Here is an 18,329-nt window from a genome sequence, read left to right on the forward strand (position 1 = left end):
CTTATTCTTGGGTCGTTACAACGTCGAAGCCTGTGTTAATCAATAATGTATCTCGCCGTGCATGCTCAAGATCACTGCGTACCATTTCACAAACAAGCTCTTTAAAGGTAATTTTAGGCGACCAGCCCAATTGTTTTTTAGCTTTAGATGCATCGCCTAATAAAGTTTCAACCTCTGCCGGCCTAAAGTAGCGTGCATCAATACGAATAATCACATCACCCACTTTTCTCTTACAATTTTTCGGTACTGATTCTAATACACCTATTTCATCTAACCCCTTACCTTGCCACTTTATCCCCAAACCCAGCTCTTCGAGCGCACATTCTATAAAGTCACGTACCGAATATTGTTTACCTGTTGCAATCACATAATCTTCGGGATTGTCTTGCTGCAACATCAACCATTGCATTTCTACATAATCTTTAGCATGCCCCCAATCACGTTTAGCATCTAAATTACCTAAATAAAGACAATCATCCAGCCCTTCATAAATATTAGCTAAACCCCGAGTAATCTTACGGGTAACAAAGGTCTCGCCTCGCCTAGGTGACTCATGGTTAAACAAGATGCCGTTGCAGGCATACATACCATATGCTTCACGATAGTTAACTGTTATCCAGTACGCATACATTTTGGCAACCGCGTAGGGCGAACGCGGGTGAAAAGGCGTAGTTTCTGTTTGGGGCGTTTCTTGAACCAGCCCATATAATTCAGAAGTAGATGCCTGATAGAACCGAGTTGTCTTTTCCAAGCCCAGTAAACGAATAGCCTCCAGCAAACGAAGGGCTCCAAGCGCATCAACATCTGCCGTATACTCAGGTAACTCAAAACTAACCGCCACGTGCGATTGCGCGGCTAGATTATAGACTTCATCCGGCTGAACCTCTTGCAAAATACCGGTTAAATTAGAGCTGTCGCTTAAGTCACCATAATGTAATATTAAATTCCTATTATCTACGTGAGGATCTTGATACAACCTATCAATCCTGTCGGTATTAAAAGACGAAGCTCGCCGCTTAATCCCGTGTACTTCATAACCTTTATCTAATAATATCTCAGCAAGGTAAGAACCATCCTGGCCTGTTATACCGGTGATTAGTGCTTTTTTCTTAGTCATAATCTTGTTTTTCTAACACCGACTCATAAAGCTGTATATATTGTTTTGCAACAACATCACTGTCAAATTCACTCAATACCTTTCCCCGTGCATTAGTCGACAACTCTTGATAATTTTTAGCATTCAAAATCCATTCAATACCAGTTGCTAAATCGGATGTATCGTAAGGTTTCGCTAAATAACCATTTCGTTGATGCTCAACCATATCGCCATTACCTCCAATATCAAAGCTTACAACTGGTGTGCCACACGCTAAACTTTCCATCACCGCGTTTGATAAATTCTCCTGCAAGCTAGGCACGACCATTACATCAGCAGCACTATAGAGCGCCCTTAATGTTACATCATCACGTAATTGCCCCAAATAATGTGCCTTGAGTTCAAAGTCGTGCTGTATTTCAGGTTTACCACTACCAAAAACAACCAACTCAACTCCTCCACCTTTTAACTGCAACAACGCGTCACAGAGCTCACGATACCCTTTCCTAGGGTCCGTTGTTGCATTCATCGCACCAAATAAAATTAATTTCTTATCCATTGGCAACCCTAATAAATCACGTGCAGCACGCTTATCTAACGGTGAGTAAACAGATGTATCAATTGGATTAGGTAAGCAAACTACCTGACAGTTTTTAAATAATGTGCTTTTAGAGGCGCAACCAGCAAGCCAACGACTTAAACCCACCACAGTTAAGTTTTTATGTTTAGCATAAGTAGCCAACTTCTTCTTTAAAACCTTGCGGCTTAAGTCATCTGGTTTATTTGAGCCCAGTACTTTGCACTTCCCACAAACCTTTTCAAAGGCCCTACATTCTTCATCATAATGACACCCACCTGTGAATGCCCACATATCATGCAAACTCCATACAATAGGCGCTTTAATCGCCGCAATATCAGATATAGACAGCATCGCTTTATTAACCCATTGCAAATGAACAATATCTGGGTTAAGCGCATTAATTCGTTTAACTAAACCGGAAAAGGGTATTACACTTGGGGAAAAGTAAGTTGCCGAACGGTGCTTGTATTTATTTACAAGTAGACGATCTAAAATGCGGCGTATTAAAGAAACGCCTTTAACAATATTGGACGCTTGCCCTGTTACTCTATAATCATCACTCAATTTGCTATCAACTAGCACCTGTGAGTCAATGCCTAAACTTAACAAGGCCTGATGTAATCGATTCGCTGCACGGGCTGCTCCTCCTTGATAGTCCGAGGCGTTAACAGTTAAAACTCTCACCTAAATACTCGGCGCAGTCTTACTAGTAATAGCAAGAGCATATTGACACTAGGCCCTATAAACTTTGATATCCCTTCAAATAACCTAAGCCTTTTCGTGTGCAGCCCTGTTGTTTTCTTAAATACCAACGCATGCTCAGCACCTGGAATTTGACAAATAAACTGCAAACCAAAAATTTTCATTAGTATTGTAAAAGTATGTCTTAAATGAAATGTTTTTGGTAGATGACATTTAATTACAGGGTAAAAACAATTAGCAAAAATAATAAGCCCTTCTGGTTTCACTGCTTTAGTCATGCCAATAACTAAGGCAATAGGGTTTTCAACATGCTCTAAAACATCTTGGGCGACAATCACATCGTACTTATTCTTACCAAGCAGGTTAACAAAGTTAATTTTTTTTTCACTTTGTACTTTGTCCTCGGATAACCCAGATGGGAAAGGCTCAATTATATCCACTTCTGTAACCTTAATTCCTTCAGCTATTCTGATCGCCAACTCTCCTGACCCACCGCCATAATCCGCTACATATGCACTTGATTGATTCTTTATAAACTCAGCCATCGCACATCTATGCCTTATTGAATCAGGGTCAATGGCCGTAAAAATTCCATTCATAAGCCAAACGGGGTGCTTATAGAAATCTGCTATTGGCTGTCCTGTAAGTGGCCGCTTATTATCTAAACCAAACTCATCCCATATTCGATCCATTTCACTCCAGACCCACTCAACATCTGGCACGGCCTGCGGCAAACCATTAATATAATTGGCCTCAGCATCATTAAGATCGTCAAAATTTAGTTCATAACCCCACACTATAGTCTCTCGGCACTAAATTTCCCAATAACACGTTTCAAAATAGCAAAACATTTAGCTGGAAAGCTTCTTTTATTTTTGTTTAAAAAACCTTTTATTTCAAGCATTGCATTTTTATTTTCAACAATCTCATCTGAAAAAATCTGTACTTGTTCATTTGATAAGTCGTACTCATACATCTTTGAGACACCACAATGCTCACCAGAGCCATCGTGACCAATATTACACACAAGCGTTTTTGTGGGGTGTAAGCATAACCCATTTCGTTTAAATACGGACGTATACCAAAAAATAGCCCATGTATTGATCTTTTTTACGTGGTTCAGCTCTACTTGCCTCCACATATCGGCTACTCCATCGTAATCTAGTCGATACCTATCATTAGCTGAAAACGTGCCGAAAAGTTTTTGTGTATTTTTCTCAAAACAAGCCCATGAGTCTGCCCATGTTGCCCAGCCCCAGCAAGAAGTTCCTCTAATAAATAGCGTTTCATCATACCCTTCTTGTTGTAGGGGATAGTTCCAACCACTGATATGCATTACTCGTTCTTCATTTTCATACACATTTAAAGCATCATTCATGAATTTTAAAAAGTAAGGGCTTGTCACCAAATCATCTTCCAAGACAATAATTTTTCCGTACTCATTAACAATACGTGTCACCCCATCAATGATTGAGTCTGCAAGGCCCCAGTTTTTATCGCGCTCTATAATTTGAATTCTTTTAAAACCCGTCACAACGTGAATATAGTCACGAACCTCTTTGACACTAGCCGCATCTTTATGGGTTTTAGCTGCGTCACTATAAATAAATAGCTCACTTTCACTTGCTAATTCGTTTCTTTGTAAGGATTTAATTGTTTGCTTCGTGTGCCAAGGGCGGTTATAGACGAAAAGAACTATTGGAGAACAAATATTGCTGTGCATTAAATCACTGCCCCATCTACTACATTCAAAATAAAACAAACGTTTACGACTATCAACCCATAATTTATATAACCATAACCCAAATTAGGAGGTATCAATAAGGTCTGAGAAATTATCTTTAACGCTCTTAAAAAAACCACCTGTGAAATAATATCGTTACACTCTTTGAATAGACGTTCACAAAAATTTGAACCTAGAAAATCTGCACCGCCTGTAATTAAAATTCGTTTTTCCATTTTTTAAGGTGATGCTTTAAATAGATAATGAATTGGTAAGAAGCTTTTTGTTTTCATTTTTAATTGCCGATATAAATTTCTGTCAAAAAAATCATACAGATAATTAGCTGAAAACTGACTACACAGCGTTGCAATAGCTGCTCCTTTAATTCCGTATTCAGGTATTAAGAGAAGATTTAAAGCTACATTCATTATTGCTCCGAGGAAAGTGCGAAAAAATGATTTTATCGTTAAATTTTCATTCGTTAAATATTTAGAAAACGCTACCCCTAAAAACACAAACACCCCAGCCCAAATATGTACCATTAAAACGCTTCCAGACTGACTATATTGCTCTCCATATAATAACCTCACCACCCAATCTGATAAGAACGTCATCGGCAGCGCTATTGCTATTGCCAACCAAACCATTAGGTCATATAACTTTTGTAACCGCCCATAGTACAACTCTTTGCTATATTTTTTAGCTTCTACAATCGCAGGAAATAATGATGAAGCTATTACCATAGGAATAAAATACCATGCCTCACTAATCTTAACTGCTGCTGCATAATGCCCTACCGCTTCCGCATTCAACATTTCCTTTATCATGATTTGATCAATTTTCATATAAATTGATATAACCAAACCGCTGAGTATTAGAGGCCAACTGTCTTTTAACAAGTTAATAGCCAGTTCTTTTTGAAAGGGTAATTTACTGAATACTAATGTTGAATGCCTGTTAAAGAAATAAACAAACCCCGTCATTAGAATAAGGCTGTCAAAAAGGATAACCATTGCAAATGCAATCAAAGGCGCTTCATTGACTATCAAGATGACTTTTATAAAACTAGATACAAGCAAACTAATGATATTGCTATAAACCACATACTTACTAAGTACATTTGCTTGAAAAAACAAATCAATCACGTTAAAACTTTGAAACACCGTTGACGAAGCAATGATAAAAATCATTAGTCTTACAAGGTCGTCTTGCTGGCTTAACTGAACTGCTATGGCTAATATAGTTAGCACTACAATTGCACCGACTAACTTTAACCTAAAAGCTGTACCTAAAAGGGCCGCCTGCTTACAGGGCTCTTTCACCATTTCACGGATAACAATACTGTCTAGCCCCAAACCAGCAATGGCAACAAAAAGCCCTACAAAAGATTGCGCATAGCTAAATAAACCGAACTGCTCTGGCCCTAAATAACGCGCCACCCATATTCCTACAAATAAACCGACGGCCATCCGTAGGATTCTTTCACCCATTAGCCATGAGGTATTTTTAAAATACCGCATAAATCCCTGCATGCTGGCCAGTTGATCTATTTTGGTTTTTAAATTAAACATGAACGCTTCTTGACATGCGCTTAATCATTAGCAAATAAATCTCGTGTGTAGACCTTGCGCCGCACATCACTTATTTCACCTGACAAACGGTTAGCAACAATGACATCAGCTCGCTGCTTAAAGTCTTCTAAATCATAAATCACTTTTGAATGGAAAAACTCAGGTTCTTTCAGAACCGGCTCGTACACGATCACTTCAACACCTTTGGCTTTTATCCGCTTCATGATGCCTTGGATGGCGGATGAGCGGACGTTATCAGACCCACTTTTCATCACTAACCGGTAAATACCGACCACTTTGGGTTTTTGCTTTAGAATTGCATTCGCAATAAAGTCTTTTCGCGTGCTATTCGCTTCGACTATAGCGCTTATCAAATTATTAGGTACATTTTGGTAGTTGGCTTTTAATTGCTTGGTATCTTTAGGTAAGCAATAGCCACCATAACCGAATGACGGGTTGTTGTAGTGATCACCTATACGAGAGTCTAAACCCACACCTTCAATTATTTTTTGGCTATTTAGCGCGTGTGTTTCGGCGTAACTATCAAGCTCATTAAAGTAAGCAATACGCATGGCAAGATAAGTATTTGAAAATAACTTAATGGCTTCTGCCTCAGTTAGCTCTGTGTGCAACACGCTTATATTTTTTTTATAGGCGGCTTTTTCCAATAAACTCGCGAACTGCTCAGCTTTTTCTAGCTCACCCCCCACAATAATTCGCGAGGGGTATAAGTTATCGTGCAAAGCTGAGCCTTCCCTTAAAAATTCTGGAGAAAAAAGAATATTTCCATTTTTCAAGCGTTGGCTAAGCTCTTCAGTAAACCCTACTGGTACGGTAGACCTTATAACCAGTGTTGCAGTTGGGCTTATTTTGAGAGCTTCACTGGCTACGCTTTCTACAGACTGAGTATCAAAGTAATTTTCAATAGGGTCATAGTCTGTTGGGGTTGCGATAATAATAAAGTCTGCCCCCTCATAGGCGGTGTCTTTATCATTTGTACAACTTAATTTAAGCGTTTTATTTTGTAAAAAATGTGTAATTTCCGTATCAACAATTGGTGATTGCCTATGACTTATTAAATTCAGCTTTTCCTCATCTATGTCATATAAAACGACCCGGTTATACTGAGCCAGCAATATGGCATTTGATAAACCTACATAGCCTGCCCCCACCACTGTTATTTTCATTACTTATAACCGTTGGTTAATAGAGCTTTCACACCCGAACGTACTTTTCTATATGGCAAATATAACGTCCAATAAACCCTATAAAGTGCGCCCATAAAAGGTGATGAAGTGTTTTCTAAATGCACCATTTTCTCCTCTGCAAAGCGTTGTTTTAAGCTCAACCAGTCTTGCCGAGAGCTAACGCCTGTATCTCTCATTACAGATAGGACTTGATGTTGTATTTCCATCGTCGCATTTTGTTGGAAGGCTCTAAAAAAAAAGTCATAATCCATAGCGATTTTAAAACTTTCATTAAACCCACCTAATTGATCAAAAAGTTCTTTTTTACAAAAAGCACCTTGATGCATCACTGGCGTTTTAAAGTAAGTTCTTACTCCGAAGGGTATGGTTGCTTTCCTAATATTGTCATCTTTTGTTTGATAAATAACATCAAACGCATAAATATCAGCGTCGCTTTCCATATAACAAAGCACATTAGAAATAACGTTACAATCAGCCAAGTAGTCATCTGCATGTAAGAACAACAAATACTCCCCCGTTGCTAACTTAATGCCTTTATTCATAGCATCGGCAATTCCATTATCTGGCTCTGAAATCCATTTCGTTATTTTAGGTTCATATTGCCTAATAATATTTAATGTTTTATCTGTAGACGCTCCATCTATAACGATATACTCGATATCACCGTTCTTCTGATCTAAAACACTTTTTAAGGTTTGCTCTATATATTTTTCGGCATTGAAACAAACGGTGATAATAGATATTTTTGGCATTAACTCTCAATCTAAGTACTCATTAATGCGCTAAGTATAGGGCAGTTATTCAAAAACGGTAATCTCAATATTTATTCAACTAAAATTAATAGCTCACGCCCCCTAAGCACACTTAAAGGCTGGTACTTCGTAAGTATTCAAAAAGTTTTACAAAGAACAATGGCTAAAAACTGCCAAAGAAGGTCTTACAATCCAAACGAGTTCATTTTATATTTACTACACAAACCCATATTTTCTACTATTATTGATAAAGTATCGTTTATTATGTACTAACTATAGGAAATTAATCGATTTAACATGGCTGTATCCGACGAAAAATTTTATTTAGGTGGCTTAGCAAGACGGTTGGTCTTAGACGGTCTAATTACTGAAGACGTTGCACTCAAATATTCTGAGGAGGCTTTTAAAAAGAAAAGGCCTTTCGTAAGCTATCTTGTAGATCAAAAAGTTATAGACAGCCAAACCATAGCTCTCTCTGCTTCTGAGGAGTTTGGCGTTCCATTGTTTGATATTACCGCCCTCAGCAAAGAGGTTATACCCAAAGGTGTCGTTGACGAAAAGCTAATTCGTAAACACCATGCATTACCAATATTTAAACGTGGTAATAAGTTATTTGTTGCTGTTTCCGACCCAACCAATCTACAAGCCCTCGATGAAATAAAATTTCAAACGAGAATGAGCACTGAAGCCATTCTTGTTGAAGAAGATAAATTAGCTCGCGTTATTGACACTGCGATGGATGATGAAGACACATCCATGAGTGATTTATTAGACGGCGACCTAGATAATATCGATTTCGATGATCCTGATGCCGATCCCATCGATGATATTGACAGTGAAATTGATGATGCCCCCGTTGTAAGGTTTGTTAACAAAATATTATTAGATGCTATTAAAAAAGGTGCGTCGGATATTCATTTTGAGCCGTATGAGAAAAACTTTAGGATCCGAACACGACAAGATGGCATCTTAAAAGAAGTAGCCTCCCCTCCGATGAACATCTCAAATAAGTTAACCTCACGCATTAAGGTGATGTCACGGATGAATATTTCAGAACGCCGTATTCCACAGGACGGTCGTATTAAAATGGCTTTATCGAAAAAAAGAGCCATCGACTTCCGTGTTAATACTTGCCCAACTCTATATGGTGAAAAAATCGTGCTGCGTATTTTAGACCCAACCAGCGCACAAGTCGGTATTGAGCAACTTGGGTTTGATGAAACTCAAAAGGAAGCTTTCCTAACCGCTATCAAAAAGCCATACGGCATGATTTTGGTGACAGGACCTACCGGTAGTGGTAAGACCGTTAGCCTTTATACCGCGCTTAACTTATTAAACGACCCAAACATCAATATTTCAACAGCTGAAGACCCGGTTGAAATTACTGTATCGGGTATTAACCAAGTCAACGTAAACCCAAAAACTGGCTTAACCTTTGCTGAAGCGCTTCGAGCTTTTTTACGCCAAGACCCGGATATAATCATGGTCGGTGAGATTCGAGACCTTGAAACCGCTGAAATTTCTGTTAAAGCCGCACAAACCGGTCACCTTGTTCTATCTACATTACACACAAACGATGCCCCACAAACATTAAACCGTTTAAACCAAATGGGCGTTCCACCCTACAATATTGCGGCATCTGTGTTATTAATTATGGCGCAACGTTTAGCAAGAAAACTATGCGATAAATGTAAAAAAGAAGAGACATTACCAACAGAGTTATTAATCAAAGAAGGCTTTAGCCCTGAAGAAGCTGAAGGATTAACAACTTACAAGGCTGTAGGCTGTGATCATTGCACTAACGGCTATAAAGGGCGTATTGGCATTTTCCAGGTAATGCCTGTTTCTGAAGCCATGGAAAACCTTATCATTAAAGGTGGTTTAACAACTGAACTTGAAGAACAAGCTGCACAAGAGGGCGTTTTAACACTCAGGGAGTCTGGCTTTAAAAAGGTCATCGCTGGTATTACCAGCATAGAAGAAATAAACCGAATCACTAAAGATTAAACATTATGGCATCTAGTGCATCAAAAATTACCTATATTTGGGAAGGAACCGACAATAAAGGCAACCGCAGCAAAGGGGAAATAAATGCCCGAAGTGATGCCCTTGTTAAAGCAGAACTGAGGCGTCAAGGGATTCGCCCTCTTAAGGTTAAGAAAAAGCCTCAAGCACTTTTTGGTAGCATGGGTCAAAAACCAATTGTTCCTAAAGATATCGCGGTTTTCAGCCGTCAATTAGCAACCATGATGGCGTCCGGCATTCCATTAGTACAATCTTTTGATATTATTGGCAAAGGACACGAAAAGCCTGCCATGCAAGATATGCTTGCCAACATTAAATCAGACATTGAGGGCGGGTCAACACTCGCTGAAAGTTTAGGAAAATACCCTTTTCAATTCGATGAGCTATTTTGTAATTTAGTAGAAGCTGGCGAACATGCCGGTATTCTCGAAGATTTACTAGTCAAAATTGCTGAATATAAAGAAAAAACAGAAAGCTTAAAAGCTAAAATCAAAAAAGCCCTTACCTATCCTATTTCAGTATTAGTAGTGGCCGTTGTTGTTACCGCAATCTTATTGATTTTTGTTGTGCCTCAGTTTGAAAGCTTATTTAGCGGCTTTGGTGCAGATTTACCTGCGTTTACACAAATGGTCGTCGAACTGTCTCGTTTTATGCAAGAGTGGTGGTGGGCTGTCTTTGGCATAATAGGCGGTGTTGTATTTGTTCTAATGCAAGTTAAAAAACGTTCACGTAAATTTAACCACCTGCTCGATAGAATGATACTGAAAATGCCAATTATTGGCGACATCATGAACAAAGCAGCCATTGCTCGTTATGCTAGAACGTTGTCCACCATGTCTGCTGCTGGCGTACCCTTAGTAGAAGCACTAGAGTCTGTTTCAGGGGCAACCGGAAACATTGTTTACTCTGAAGCCGTTTTACAAATGAGAGAACAAGTGGCGACCGGCATCCAATTACAACAAGCCATGAAAAATGTAGGCCTTTTCCCTCATATGGTTGTGCAAATGGTCGCTATTGGCGAAGAAGCAGGCTCGGTCGAAAGCATGCTTGGTAAAGTGGCTGATTTTTATGAAGAAGAGGTCGACAACGCTGTGGATTCCTTATCTAGCCTTATTGAACCCTTAATTATGGCTATTCTCGGTATCTTAGTGGGTGGTTTAATTGTTGCCATGTACCTGCCTATCTTTATGTTAGGGTCTGTTTTTTAATAATACACCCAACGGCTTAACCGTCTTACATGAGCATTATCCAAGCGCTTGAACAAAGCCCCTTTTTATTCTATTTAACCGTTTGCTTACTAGGGCTTCTGGTTGGTAGCTTTCTTAATGTTGTCGCCTATCGGCTACCCATTATGTTACAAAATGCTTGGCGCCAAGAATGCCTCGCCTTTCTTGAGCAAGAAGATACAAATAATCCTTCACCAGCGGCCTTTAATTTATCGCAACCGCGTTCACGCTGCCCTTCTTGCCAACACCCTATTAGCGCACTCGAAAACATTCCCGTTTTGAGCTACTTATTTCTACAAGGGCGATGTAAAAACTGCCAACAAGCTATCTCAATTAGATACCCCGCCGTCGAGTTAATCACTGCTCTTTTGTCGCTTCTCATTGCCGTACAGTTTGGCGTGTCGTTACAAATGTGCGTCGCTTTATTATTTACCTGGGCATTAATTTCCCTAACATTGATAGACCTTGACACTCAACTATTGCCCGACTCTATCACCCTTCCACTTTTATGGTTTGCCTTATCCATCAGCCTATTTGAAATTTTCATAACACCTAAAACCGCACTCATCGGCGCACTTGCCGGTTACCTTAGCCTTTGGTCAGTTTTTTGGTTATTTAAATTAATCACCGGTAAAGAAGGGATGGGCTACGGTGACTTTAAGCTACTTGCCGCTATTGGCGCTTTATTGGGCTGGAAAATGTTACCTCTGGTCATTATGTTATCTGCTTTAGCTGGTGCAATCATTGGAATAACACTCATCATTATTCACGGACGAGATAAGAACATACCCATACCATTTGGCCCCTATTTATCTATTGCCGCGTTTATTGCGTTGATCTGGGGCGAAAAAATTAACCTAACTTACCTCCAGTTTTTCGGCTTATAAGATCGTATGTTAACCATTGGTTTAACGGGGGGTATTGGCTGTGGCAAATCGACTGTCACCCAATTGTTCGAAAAAAGAAACGTCCCCGTGGTGGATGCAGATATTATCTCCCACACCATTGTACAATCAGGACAACCCGCCCTCCTCCAGCTGCAACAAGCCTTTGGGGATTCCATTCTTTTACCGAGTGGTGCACTAAATAGGGACTACTTACGTGATTTAATTTTTAACAACCCCAGCAAAAAAGAAACCTTAGAGTCCATACTCCACCCCATTATTTACAAAACCATGTACCAAACCTTGGCTAGCTTTGACTATCCTTATGGTATTTTAAGTATTCCTCTTCTACTAGAAACCAAGCACCAATCAAACATTGACCGCATCTTGGTCATTGATTGCCCAGAAGCCACCCAAATTAAACGCGTTAAAGCACGCGATCAACTGAGTGATTCTATGATTAGCTCAATTATGAACGCTCAATGTACCCGCGCATTCCGCCTCAGTCAGGCTGATGATATTATCACCAATGTTGGGTCATTAAATAGTTTAGAAAAAAAAGTAGAGCAGCTACATAACTTCTACTTAGAAATGAGCGCTGGAAAAACCAAATAATATCCTGCAAAATAACCGTTTTAGGATTTATCTATTACTTGTGTCTGAACAGATCACTTACGAACTACCTCTTAGTGAACGTATCCGCACCTTTTTGCGGCTAGAGGATTTATTCGAGCAAATGTTACACTTTTCTCAACATGACGGAGAATGGCAAAACAGAGCTGAGCTGAGTTGTTTACTTGATATTCTTGCCATCTCAAGCAGAACAGACCTAAGAAATGAAATTACAAAAGAAATTGAACGACACACAAAGTGCCTTGTCATTTTTGCTAAAAACCCAAAAGTAGACCGCGAAAAACTAGAGCAAAGCATTGACCAACTCAATTCATTAAACCGCCAGCTTTTAACATCTAACGGAAGAATTGATCAGGTCCTAGGGCAGGTTGACTTATTAAAGTGCTTATCACAGCGCAACAGTATCCCTGGTGGTACCTGCGATTTTGATCTGCCGGCTTACCATTTTTGGCTTAATAAGCCATTAAGCGTTCGTCGCGAGCAGATACAAAACTGGACCGCTCATCTCACACCAATTCGGCAATCCATCTCGCTATTACTGCAATTTATTCGCTATAGCGCCATGCCGACCGAAAAAATTGCACGTGCTGGTTATTACCAACAAAGCTTAGATACTAACCATCCGGTTCATTTACTTCGGGTTTCTTTAAACCTTTCCTCTGAGTATTTTGCTGAAATCAGTGGTGGTAAGCACCGCTTTACAGTCCGCTTTATGTTGCCCCTTGAAACAGAAAGACCCAGTCAAATAGATGAAGACATTCGTTTTACATTAAGTATCTGCCAACTCTAAAATGAAAACACAAACCGTTAACTGCCCTACTTGCCGCAAAGCCGTGCCTTGGAATGAAACCTCAACCTTTAAACCTTTTTGCAGTGAGCGCTGTAAATTAATTGATCTAGGAGAATGGGCTTCAGAAAAACATGCAATTGCTGGAGAAAAAGCACACCCAGCTGAGGACGACCAACTGTTCGAACATTAAGCTTTGACTGTTACCTGCCAAATGCTCTTATACCAGCCACACCATAAGCACCATTTGACAGCGCTTTATCTAGCGTTTCTGGCCCTACGCCCCCTAGAGCAAAAACAGGTAGCGGCACGGCCTCACTTAACGACTTAAACTGCGGCCAGCCTAAAGGCTTCATGCCTATATGCGTTTGTGTTGCACATACAGGTGATAACACGGCAAATAATACGCCCAGTTCCTTTGCTGCCTTTAGTTCTTGTTCATTATGGCAAGAGGCGGCCAGCAAAACACCTTCCAGTGAACTAGCTTTATTTTTCATAGCTAGCACCTCGTTAGCACTTAAGTGTATCGCCTCAGCATTCATCTCTAATGCATCAGTCATACTGCTATTAATAAATAAACGAACATTGTTACGTTTACAAAGAGCCATCGCTTGCTCAGCTAAGTGTTTAAAGCCACTCTTATTAAGCGACTTTGCTCGCCATTGAATCATCGTATACCCGCCTGATATTAAGGTCTTTAAATGCCTTAACATCTCTTCTTCTGCGCCTATTGACTCATCAACAATTGGATAATACCGAGGTAAATTCAACGCATCGATGATCGCCTTGTTTGCTGCAGGAAATGAGCTTTTTTCTAACGAATCGATCGCAAGCCATTTAATCGGTTGACCTTCCATTCCACATGCCTTGCCTTGAAAGCTTTCAACCAGGTACACCTCAAGCAACACACCTATATCGTTATAATCGTGCTTCACCTGTATAAAGGGAACTGCCGTTAACACCTCTATATTTAACTCTTCTAGTAGCTCCCTTTTTAACGCGTCTTCAGTCTTTTCGCCTTCTTCGACTTTACCACCCGGAAATTCCCACAAGCCACCTTGATGCGCCTTCTTAGAGCGCTTACTAATAAGCACCTCATTGTATTGATTTTTTATAACCCCGACCGCTACCTTTAACATCTGTATATCAATGCTATGTCTAATACTTTATGAGCGGTACTCAGCATTTATTTTGACGTAATCGTAAGATAAATCGCAAGTTAATACACGGGATGAACAGTCTCCTTGAGCCAGACAAATACGAACACAAATTTCTTCTTGATTCATAACCTTTTGGCCCTGCTCTTCAGTATAGTCAGCTGAACGCTTACCGGCCTTAACAATACAAATATCATTTAAGTAAATTGAAACCGCATCGACATTTATTGTTGCTATGTTCGCTCTACCTACGGCGGCTAGAATCCTCCCCCAATTAGGGTCTGAGGCAAAAAAGGCGGTTTTCACTAATGGTGAATGCGCAACCGTATAAGCCACTTCCTTTGCATCACTTGCTGTATAAGCTTGTTCAACCTGAACGTTTATTAGTTTTGTAGCGCCCTCTCCATCTCTTACAATTGCTTCGGCCAAATAACTACACAGCTGTTTTAATGCTGCTAAAAACACTGGGTACCGTTTATCACTTTGCGTCTCAATCGGCTCTATATCAGCCGCTGCGGTTGCCATTAATACGACAGCATCGTTTGTTGACGTATCACCATCTACCGAAATACTGTTAAAAGACACATCCACAGCCTCCTTCAGCATAACCTCGAGGATTTTTCTGCCAATCGGCATGTCAGTCGCAACATAAGATAGCATCGTCGCCATATCTGGCCTTATCATGCCTGAGCCTTTTGCAATGCCCGTTATGGTGACCTCTGTGCCATCCAACTGCAATGTACGAGAGCAGCCTTTTTCACAGGTATCGGTTGTCATAATGGCTACAGCCGCTTTTTGCCAATGCTGTTCGCTTAAGGTATCTACTGCCGTTTGCAAACCACCTACAAGCTTGTCTACTGGTAACGGTTCACCAATCACTCCTGTTGAAAACGGTAATACCTGTGTTTCTTTAGCATTCACCTTGCTTGCAAGTTCTGCACAGCATGTTTGCGCTGTCAACAAACCTGCGCCGCCCAAACCAGCATTTGCATTGCCTGAATTAATCAGTAGATAACGTGGAGAGTCTTCGGCTAAATGTTTTTTAGCCACTGTAACGGGCGCTGCACAAAATTTATTTTTTGTAAAAACAGCCGCAACCTGTGTTTGCGCAGTCAGTTCAAATAGCGTTAGGTCGTCACGTACAGTTTGTGAAATACCCGCTGATGCGGTGCCAATGCGAACACCTGATATTGCTTTTAATTCTAAAGGGACAGTTCCGCCTACAGGCATGATTAAGCTCCTAATAAACAGTTATAGATATAAAGTTAAGTAGCCCTTAGACTATAAAAAGCCACCTTACTCAAACGAGCGCTTAACGTAGCCTCACAGCTTGCCGTGGCACTGTTTAAATTTCTTGCCAGAACCGCATGGGCAAGGGTCATTCCGGCCAATTTTTTTATCCGAACGTTTAAAAGGCTGTGCCTTGTCGGCTTGCTCATCGTTCTTTTCTTCACCTAAGGCATTTGCATCATCATGCTTGTATTCCATGGTTTGATGAATACGACGTTGCTCATCAACGGCTTGAACATCTTCTTCTGCACGAACTTGGACCTTTGTTACCAACTGAACAACATCTCTTTTTAATGTATCTAATAGCGATGTGAAGAGCTCAAAGGCCTCGCGTCTATATTCCTGTTTCGGATCTTTTTGTGCATAACCACGTAGATGAATACCCTGTCTTAAATGTTCCATCGCACCTAAGTGATCCCTCCACAACGAATCTAATGTTTGCAGCATCACCGATTTTTCAAAGTGCCGAAGCACCTCTGCACCTGCTAATATTTCTTTTTTTGCATAGTCATCGCTGATTGTTTTTAGGATTAGCTCGCGCAGACTGTCTTCATGCAAGCTATCATCTGTATCTAATAGCTCTTGAATATTAAGCTTGCAGGAGAACTCATCCTCAAGAGCAGCCTGTAAGCCTGCAATATCCCATTGCTCTTCGATTGATTGTGCTGGAATATACACATCAATTAATTGGTTAACGACATCTTCACGTATAGAAACAATAGTATCGGCAATATCTGATGCCTCCATAATTTCATTACGTTGATCATAAATCACTCGACGTTGATCATTCGCCACATCATCGTATTGAAGAAGTTGCTTACGAATATCGAAGTTATGCCCTTCTACTTTACGTTGAGCATTTTCAATCGCTTTACTCACCCAAGGGTGCTCAATCGACTCACCTTTTTCTAAACCCAGTTTTTGCATCAAACCAGATACACGTTCTGAGGCAAAAATTCGCATTAAGCTGTCTTCTAACGATAAGTAAAAACGACTTGCACCAGGGTCACCTTGACGCCCTGACCGGCCCCTTAGCTGATTATCTATCCGGCGCGATTCATGCCTTTCTGTACCAATCACACGGAGACCACCGGCATCTAGTACTGCCTGATGCTTTTTTTGCCATACTTCAGATGACTCGTCTTCGCTCTTGCCACCCAAAACAATATCGGTCCCCCGTCCGGCCATATTAGTCGCAATAGTGACCGCCCCTAAAGCACCGGCATTGGCAATAATTTGTGCTTCACGTTCATGCTGTTTAGCATTAAGCACCTCATGAGGCACCTTCTTCTTGGTTAGGCTGGACGATATATATTCAGAAACTTCAATAGAGGTTGTACCCACTAATACTGGCTGCTTTCGTTGGTAGCAATCTTCGATATCCTCAATAACCGCTTCGTATTTTTCTTTCGCTGTTAAATAAATAAGATCCCCGGCGTCTTCACGCGCCATCCCACGGTGTGTTGGAATAACAATAACTTCCAAACCATAAATTTGTTGAAACTCAAATGCTTCGGTGTCTGCAGTACCGGTCATTCCCGATAATTTGTCATACATCCTGAAATAATTTTGGAATGTAATAGACGCCATCGTTTGGTTTTCACTTTGAATTTTAACGCCTTCTTTTGCCTCTACTGCTTGATGAAGCCCCTCGCCCCAGCGCCGGCCCGGCATTGTTCTTCCAGTAAACTCATCAACAATAACCACTTGACCATTTTGAATAATGTAATCGACATCTTTGTGATACAGCGCACTAGCTCGTAATGCAGCATATACATGATGCATCAACCCAATATTAGTGGCATCGTATAGGCTTTCATTTTCACTTAATAGGCCGCTACTGGTCAGTAGTTCTTCAATTTTTTCATGGCCTAACTCTGTCAAAAAGACTTGTTTCGACTTCTCATCAACGGTGTACTCACCACCCTCTTGCGACTCAACCTCTTCTGTAAGGTCTTTTACCAACTCGTTAAGCTTGATATATAAATCACTTTTATCATCTGTTGGGCCTGAAATAATCAATGGTGTTCTTGCTTCATCAATTAAGATTGAATCAACCTCATCAACGATCGCGTAATGCAGCTCACGTTGAACCTTGTCTTCGACACCAAATGCCATATTGTCTCGAAGGTAATCAAAGCCAAACTCATTATTAGTCCCGTATGTAATATCTGCTGCATAGGCTTCGCGTCGCTGTTCAGGGCTCATCGAATTGACGATCACCCCCGTTGTCATGCCTAAGAAGGCGAACAACTGCCCCATCCATTGTGAATCACGTTCAGCCAAGTAATCATTCACTGTCACCATATGAACGCCCTTACCGGGCAATGCATTCAAATAGGCTGATAACGTGGCAACCAGTGTTTTACCTTCACCGGTTTTCATTTCGGCGATGCGTCCATCATGAAGCACCATCCCGCCAATTAGCTGCACATCAAAATGACGCATGCCTAAGGCGCGAACACCAGCTTCTCTAACCACTGCAAACGCTTCAACGATTAATGAGTCGAGTGTTTCACCTTGTTCAAGTCGAGCACGAAATTCATCCGTTTTCGCTTTCAACTCAGTGTCACTTAAGGCACTGATTGATGCTTCAATCTCATTAATTTTTTTAACGGTTTTTTGTTTTGCTTTTACCAACCGATCATTACGACTACCAAAAACTTTCTTTACGATATTTGAAATCATTACAAAT

Annotated in this window: 17 protein-coding genes; 6 read left to right on the top strand and 11 right to left on the bottom strand. The window is 40.5% G+C overall.

What is annotated here, in order from left to right; all coding sequences use genetic code 11:
* Position 1 precedes the first annotated feature (1 nt).
* From gmd to CYCME_RS11025, 8 genes are read right to left on the bottom strand one after another with little or no spacing between them, the layout of a single operon-like run.
* Positions 2–1,117 carry a GDP-mannose 4,6-dehydratase gene (gene gmd, locus CYCME_RS10990; RefSeq protein ID WP_020933057.1) on the bottom strand — a complete coding sequence of 372 codons (1,116 nt, stop codon included), beginning with the start codon at positions 1,115–1,117 and terminating at the stop codon, positions 2–4.
* Complete coding sequence (locus tag CYCME_RS10995) at positions 1,110–2,360, bottom strand: glycosyltransferase family 4 protein (protein ID WP_020933058.1); 1,251 nt, start codon at positions 2,358–2,360, stop codon at positions 1,110–1,112. Before CYCME_RS10995 ends, gmd begins: the two co-directional genes overlap by 8 nt.
* Positions 2,357–3,175, bottom strand: a complete 819-nt coding sequence (locus tag CYCME_RS11000) for a class I SAM-dependent methyltransferase (RefSeq protein WP_020933059.1) — start codon at positions 3,173–3,175, stop codon at positions 2,357–2,359. Before CYCME_RS11000 ends, CYCME_RS10995 begins: the two co-directional genes overlap by 4 nt.
* On the bottom strand, positions 3,175–4,101 hold the full coding sequence (locus CYCME_RS11005; RefSeq protein WP_020933060.1) for a glycosyltransferase: 927 nt from the start codon (positions 4,099–4,101) through the stop codon (positions 3,175–3,177). The genes CYCME_RS11000 and CYCME_RS11005 overlap by 1 nt, the downstream gene beginning before the upstream one ends.
* Positions 4,101–4,337 carry a hypothetical protein gene (locus tag CYCME_RS11010; protein WP_020933061.1) on the bottom strand — a complete coding sequence of 79 codons (237 nt, stop codon included), beginning with the start codon at positions 4,335–4,337 and terminating at the stop codon, positions 4,101–4,103. Before CYCME_RS11010 ends, CYCME_RS11005 begins: the two co-directional genes overlap by 1 nt.
* A 3-nt stretch (positions 4,338–4,340) precedes the next feature.
* Positions 4,341–5,672 (bottom strand): flippase, encoded by a 1,332-nt coding sequence (locus CYCME_RS11015; protein ID WP_020933062.1) that lies wholly within the window; start codon positions 5,670–5,672, stop codon positions 4,341–4,343.
* A gap of 20 nt (positions 5,673–5,692) precedes the next feature.
* Positions 5,693–6,859, bottom strand: a complete 1,167-nt coding sequence (locus CYCME_RS11020; RefSeq protein ID WP_020933063.1) for a nucleotide sugar dehydrogenase — start codon at positions 6,857–6,859, stop codon at positions 5,693–5,695.
* Positions 6,859–7,632 carry a glycosyltransferase family 2 protein gene (locus tag CYCME_RS11025; RefSeq protein ID WP_020933064.1) on the bottom strand — a complete coding sequence of 258 codons (774 nt, stop codon included), beginning with the start codon at positions 7,630–7,632 and terminating at the stop codon, positions 6,859–6,861. The genes CYCME_RS11020 and CYCME_RS11025 overlap by 1 nt, the downstream gene beginning before the upstream one ends.
* A gap of 297 nt (positions 7,633–7,929) precedes the next feature.
* On the opposite strand from CYCME_RS11025, the gene pilB reads away from it, so the two are divergent.
* Genes pilB through yacG form a run of 6 tightly spaced genes read left to right on the top strand, consistent with a single transcriptional unit; the run spans position 7,930 to position 13,380 of the window.
* Positions 7,930–9,639, top strand: a complete 1,710-nt coding sequence (pilB, locus tag CYCME_RS11030; protein WP_020933065.1) for a type IV-A pilus assembly ATPase PilB — start codon at positions 7,930–7,932, stop codon at positions 9,637–9,639.
* A gap of 5 nt (positions 9,640–9,644) precedes the next feature.
* Entirely contained in the window at positions 9,645–10,865 is a 1,221-nt protein-coding gene (locus tag CYCME_RS11035; RefSeq protein ID WP_015005194.1) for a type II secretion system F family protein, read from the top strand.
* Between the two features lie 29 nt (positions 10,866–10,894).
* A complete protein-coding gene (locus CYCME_RS11040; RefSeq protein WP_020933066.1) occupies positions 10,895–11,770 on the top strand; it encodes a prepilin peptidase in 876 nt (291 codons plus the stop codon).
* A 6-nt stretch (positions 11,771–11,776) separates the two neighbouring features.
* Positions 11,777–12,382: a dephospho-CoA kinase gene (gene coaE / locus CYCME_RS11045; RefSeq protein WP_020933067.1), complete on the top strand. Its 606-nt coding sequence runs from the start codon at positions 11,777–11,779 to the stop codon at positions 12,380–12,382.
* A 40-nt stretch (positions 12,383–12,422) separates the two neighbouring features.
* A complete protein-coding gene (zapD, locus tag CYCME_RS11050) occupies positions 12,423–13,190 on the top strand; it encodes a cell division protein ZapD (RefSeq protein WP_020933068.1) in 768 nt (255 codons plus the stop codon).
* 1 nt (position 13,191) lies between these two features.
* Positions 13,192–13,380 carry a DNA gyrase inhibitor YacG gene (gene yacG, locus CYCME_RS11055; protein WP_020933069.1) on the top strand — a complete coding sequence of 63 codons (189 nt, stop codon included), beginning with the start codon at positions 13,192–13,194 and terminating at the stop codon, positions 13,378–13,380.
* Positions 13,381–13,390: 10 nt separating this feature from the next.
* On the opposite strand, the gene CYCME_RS11060 is transcribed toward yacG, so the two are convergent.
* The 3 genes from CYCME_RS11060 to secA all read right to left on the bottom strand — a co-directional run bounded on the left by CYCME_RS11060 (position 13,391) and on the right by secA (position 18,322).
* On the bottom strand, positions 13,391–14,326 hold the full coding sequence (locus CYCME_RS11060) for a Nudix family hydrolase (RefSeq protein WP_020933070.1): 936 nt from the start codon (positions 14,324–14,326) through the stop codon (positions 13,391–13,393).
* Between the two features lie 27 nt (positions 14,327–14,353).
* Positions 14,354–15,574 carry a bifunctional glutamate N-acetyltransferase/amino-acid acetyltransferase ArgJ gene (gene argJ / locus CYCME_RS11065; protein ID WP_020161771.1) on the bottom strand — a complete coding sequence of 407 codons (1,221 nt, stop codon included), beginning with the start codon at positions 15,572–15,574 and terminating at the stop codon, positions 14,354–14,356.
* Between the two features lie 93 nt (positions 15,575–15,667).
* Positions 15,668–18,322, bottom strand: coding sequence for a preprotein translocase subunit SecA (gene secA, locus CYCME_RS11070; protein ID WP_020933071.1), 2,655 nt, complete (start codon positions 18,320–18,322; stop codon positions 15,668–15,670).
* Positions 18,323–18,329 lie beyond the last annotated feature (7 nt).

This window comes from Cycloclasticus zancles 78-ME, from assembly GCF_000442595.1.
Taxonomy (GTDB): Bacteria; Pseudomonadota; Gammaproteobacteria; order Methylococcales; family Cycloclasticaceae; genus Cycloclasticus; species Cycloclasticus pugetii.

What these genes read in the sequence shown, in the direction of transcription:
- coaE (WP_020933067.1), top strand. Translation starts at nt 11,777, where the DNA reads ATGTTAACCATTGGTTTAACGGGGGGTATTGGCTGTGGCAAATCGACT.
- argJ (WP_020161771.1), bottom strand. Translation starts at nt 15,574, where the DNA reads ATGCCTGTAGGCGGAACTGTCCCTTTAGAATTAAAAGCAATATCAGGT.
- secA (WP_020933071.1), bottom strand. Translation starts at nt 18,322, where the DNA reads ATGATTTCAAATATCGTAAAGAAAGTTTTTGGTAGTCGTAATGATCGG.
- CYCME_RS11010 (WP_020933061.1), bottom strand. Translation starts at nt 4,337, where the DNA reads ATGGAAAAACGAATTTTAATTACAGGCGGTGCAGATTTTCTAGGTTCA.
- CYCME_RS11020 (WP_020933063.1), bottom strand. Translation starts at nt 6,859, where the DNA reads ATGAAAATAACAGTGGTGGGGGCAGGCTATGTAGGTTTATCAAATGCC.
- CYCME_RS11040 (WP_020933066.1), top strand. Translation starts at nt 10,895, where the DNA reads ATGAGCATTATCCAAGCGCTTGAACAAAGCCCCTTTTTATTCTATTTA.
- CYCME_RS11005 (WP_020933060.1), bottom strand. Translation starts at nt 4,101, where the DNA reads ATGCACAGCAATATTTGTTCTCCAATAGTTCTTTTCGTCTATAACCGC.
- CYCME_RS11025 (WP_020933064.1), bottom strand. Translation starts at nt 7,632, where the DNA reads ATGCCAAAAATATCTATTATCACCGTTTGTTTCAATGCCGAAAAATAT.
- pilB (WP_020933065.1), top strand. Translation starts at nt 7,930, where the DNA reads ATGGCTGTATCCGACGAAAAATTTTATTTAGGTGGCTTAGCAAGACGG.
- CYCME_RS11015 (WP_020933062.1), bottom strand. Translation starts at nt 5,672, where the DNA reads ATGTTTAATTTAAAAACCAAAATAGATCAACTGGCCAGCATGCAGGGA.
- yacG (WP_020933069.1), top strand. Translation starts at nt 13,192, where the DNA reads ATGAAAACACAAACCGTTAACTGCCCTACTTGCCGCAAAGCCGTGCCT.
- gmd (WP_020933057.1), bottom strand. Translation starts at nt 1,117, where the DNA reads ATGACTAAGAAAAAAGCACTAATCACCGGTATAACAGGCCAGGATGGT.
- CYCME_RS11060 (WP_020933070.1), bottom strand. Translation starts at nt 14,326, where the DNA reads ATGTTAAAGGTAGCGGTCGGGGTTATAAAAAATCAATACAATGAGGTG.
- CYCME_RS11035 (WP_015005194.1), top strand. Translation starts at nt 9,645, where the DNA reads ATGGCATCTAGTGCATCAAAAATTACCTATATTTGGGAAGGAACCGAC.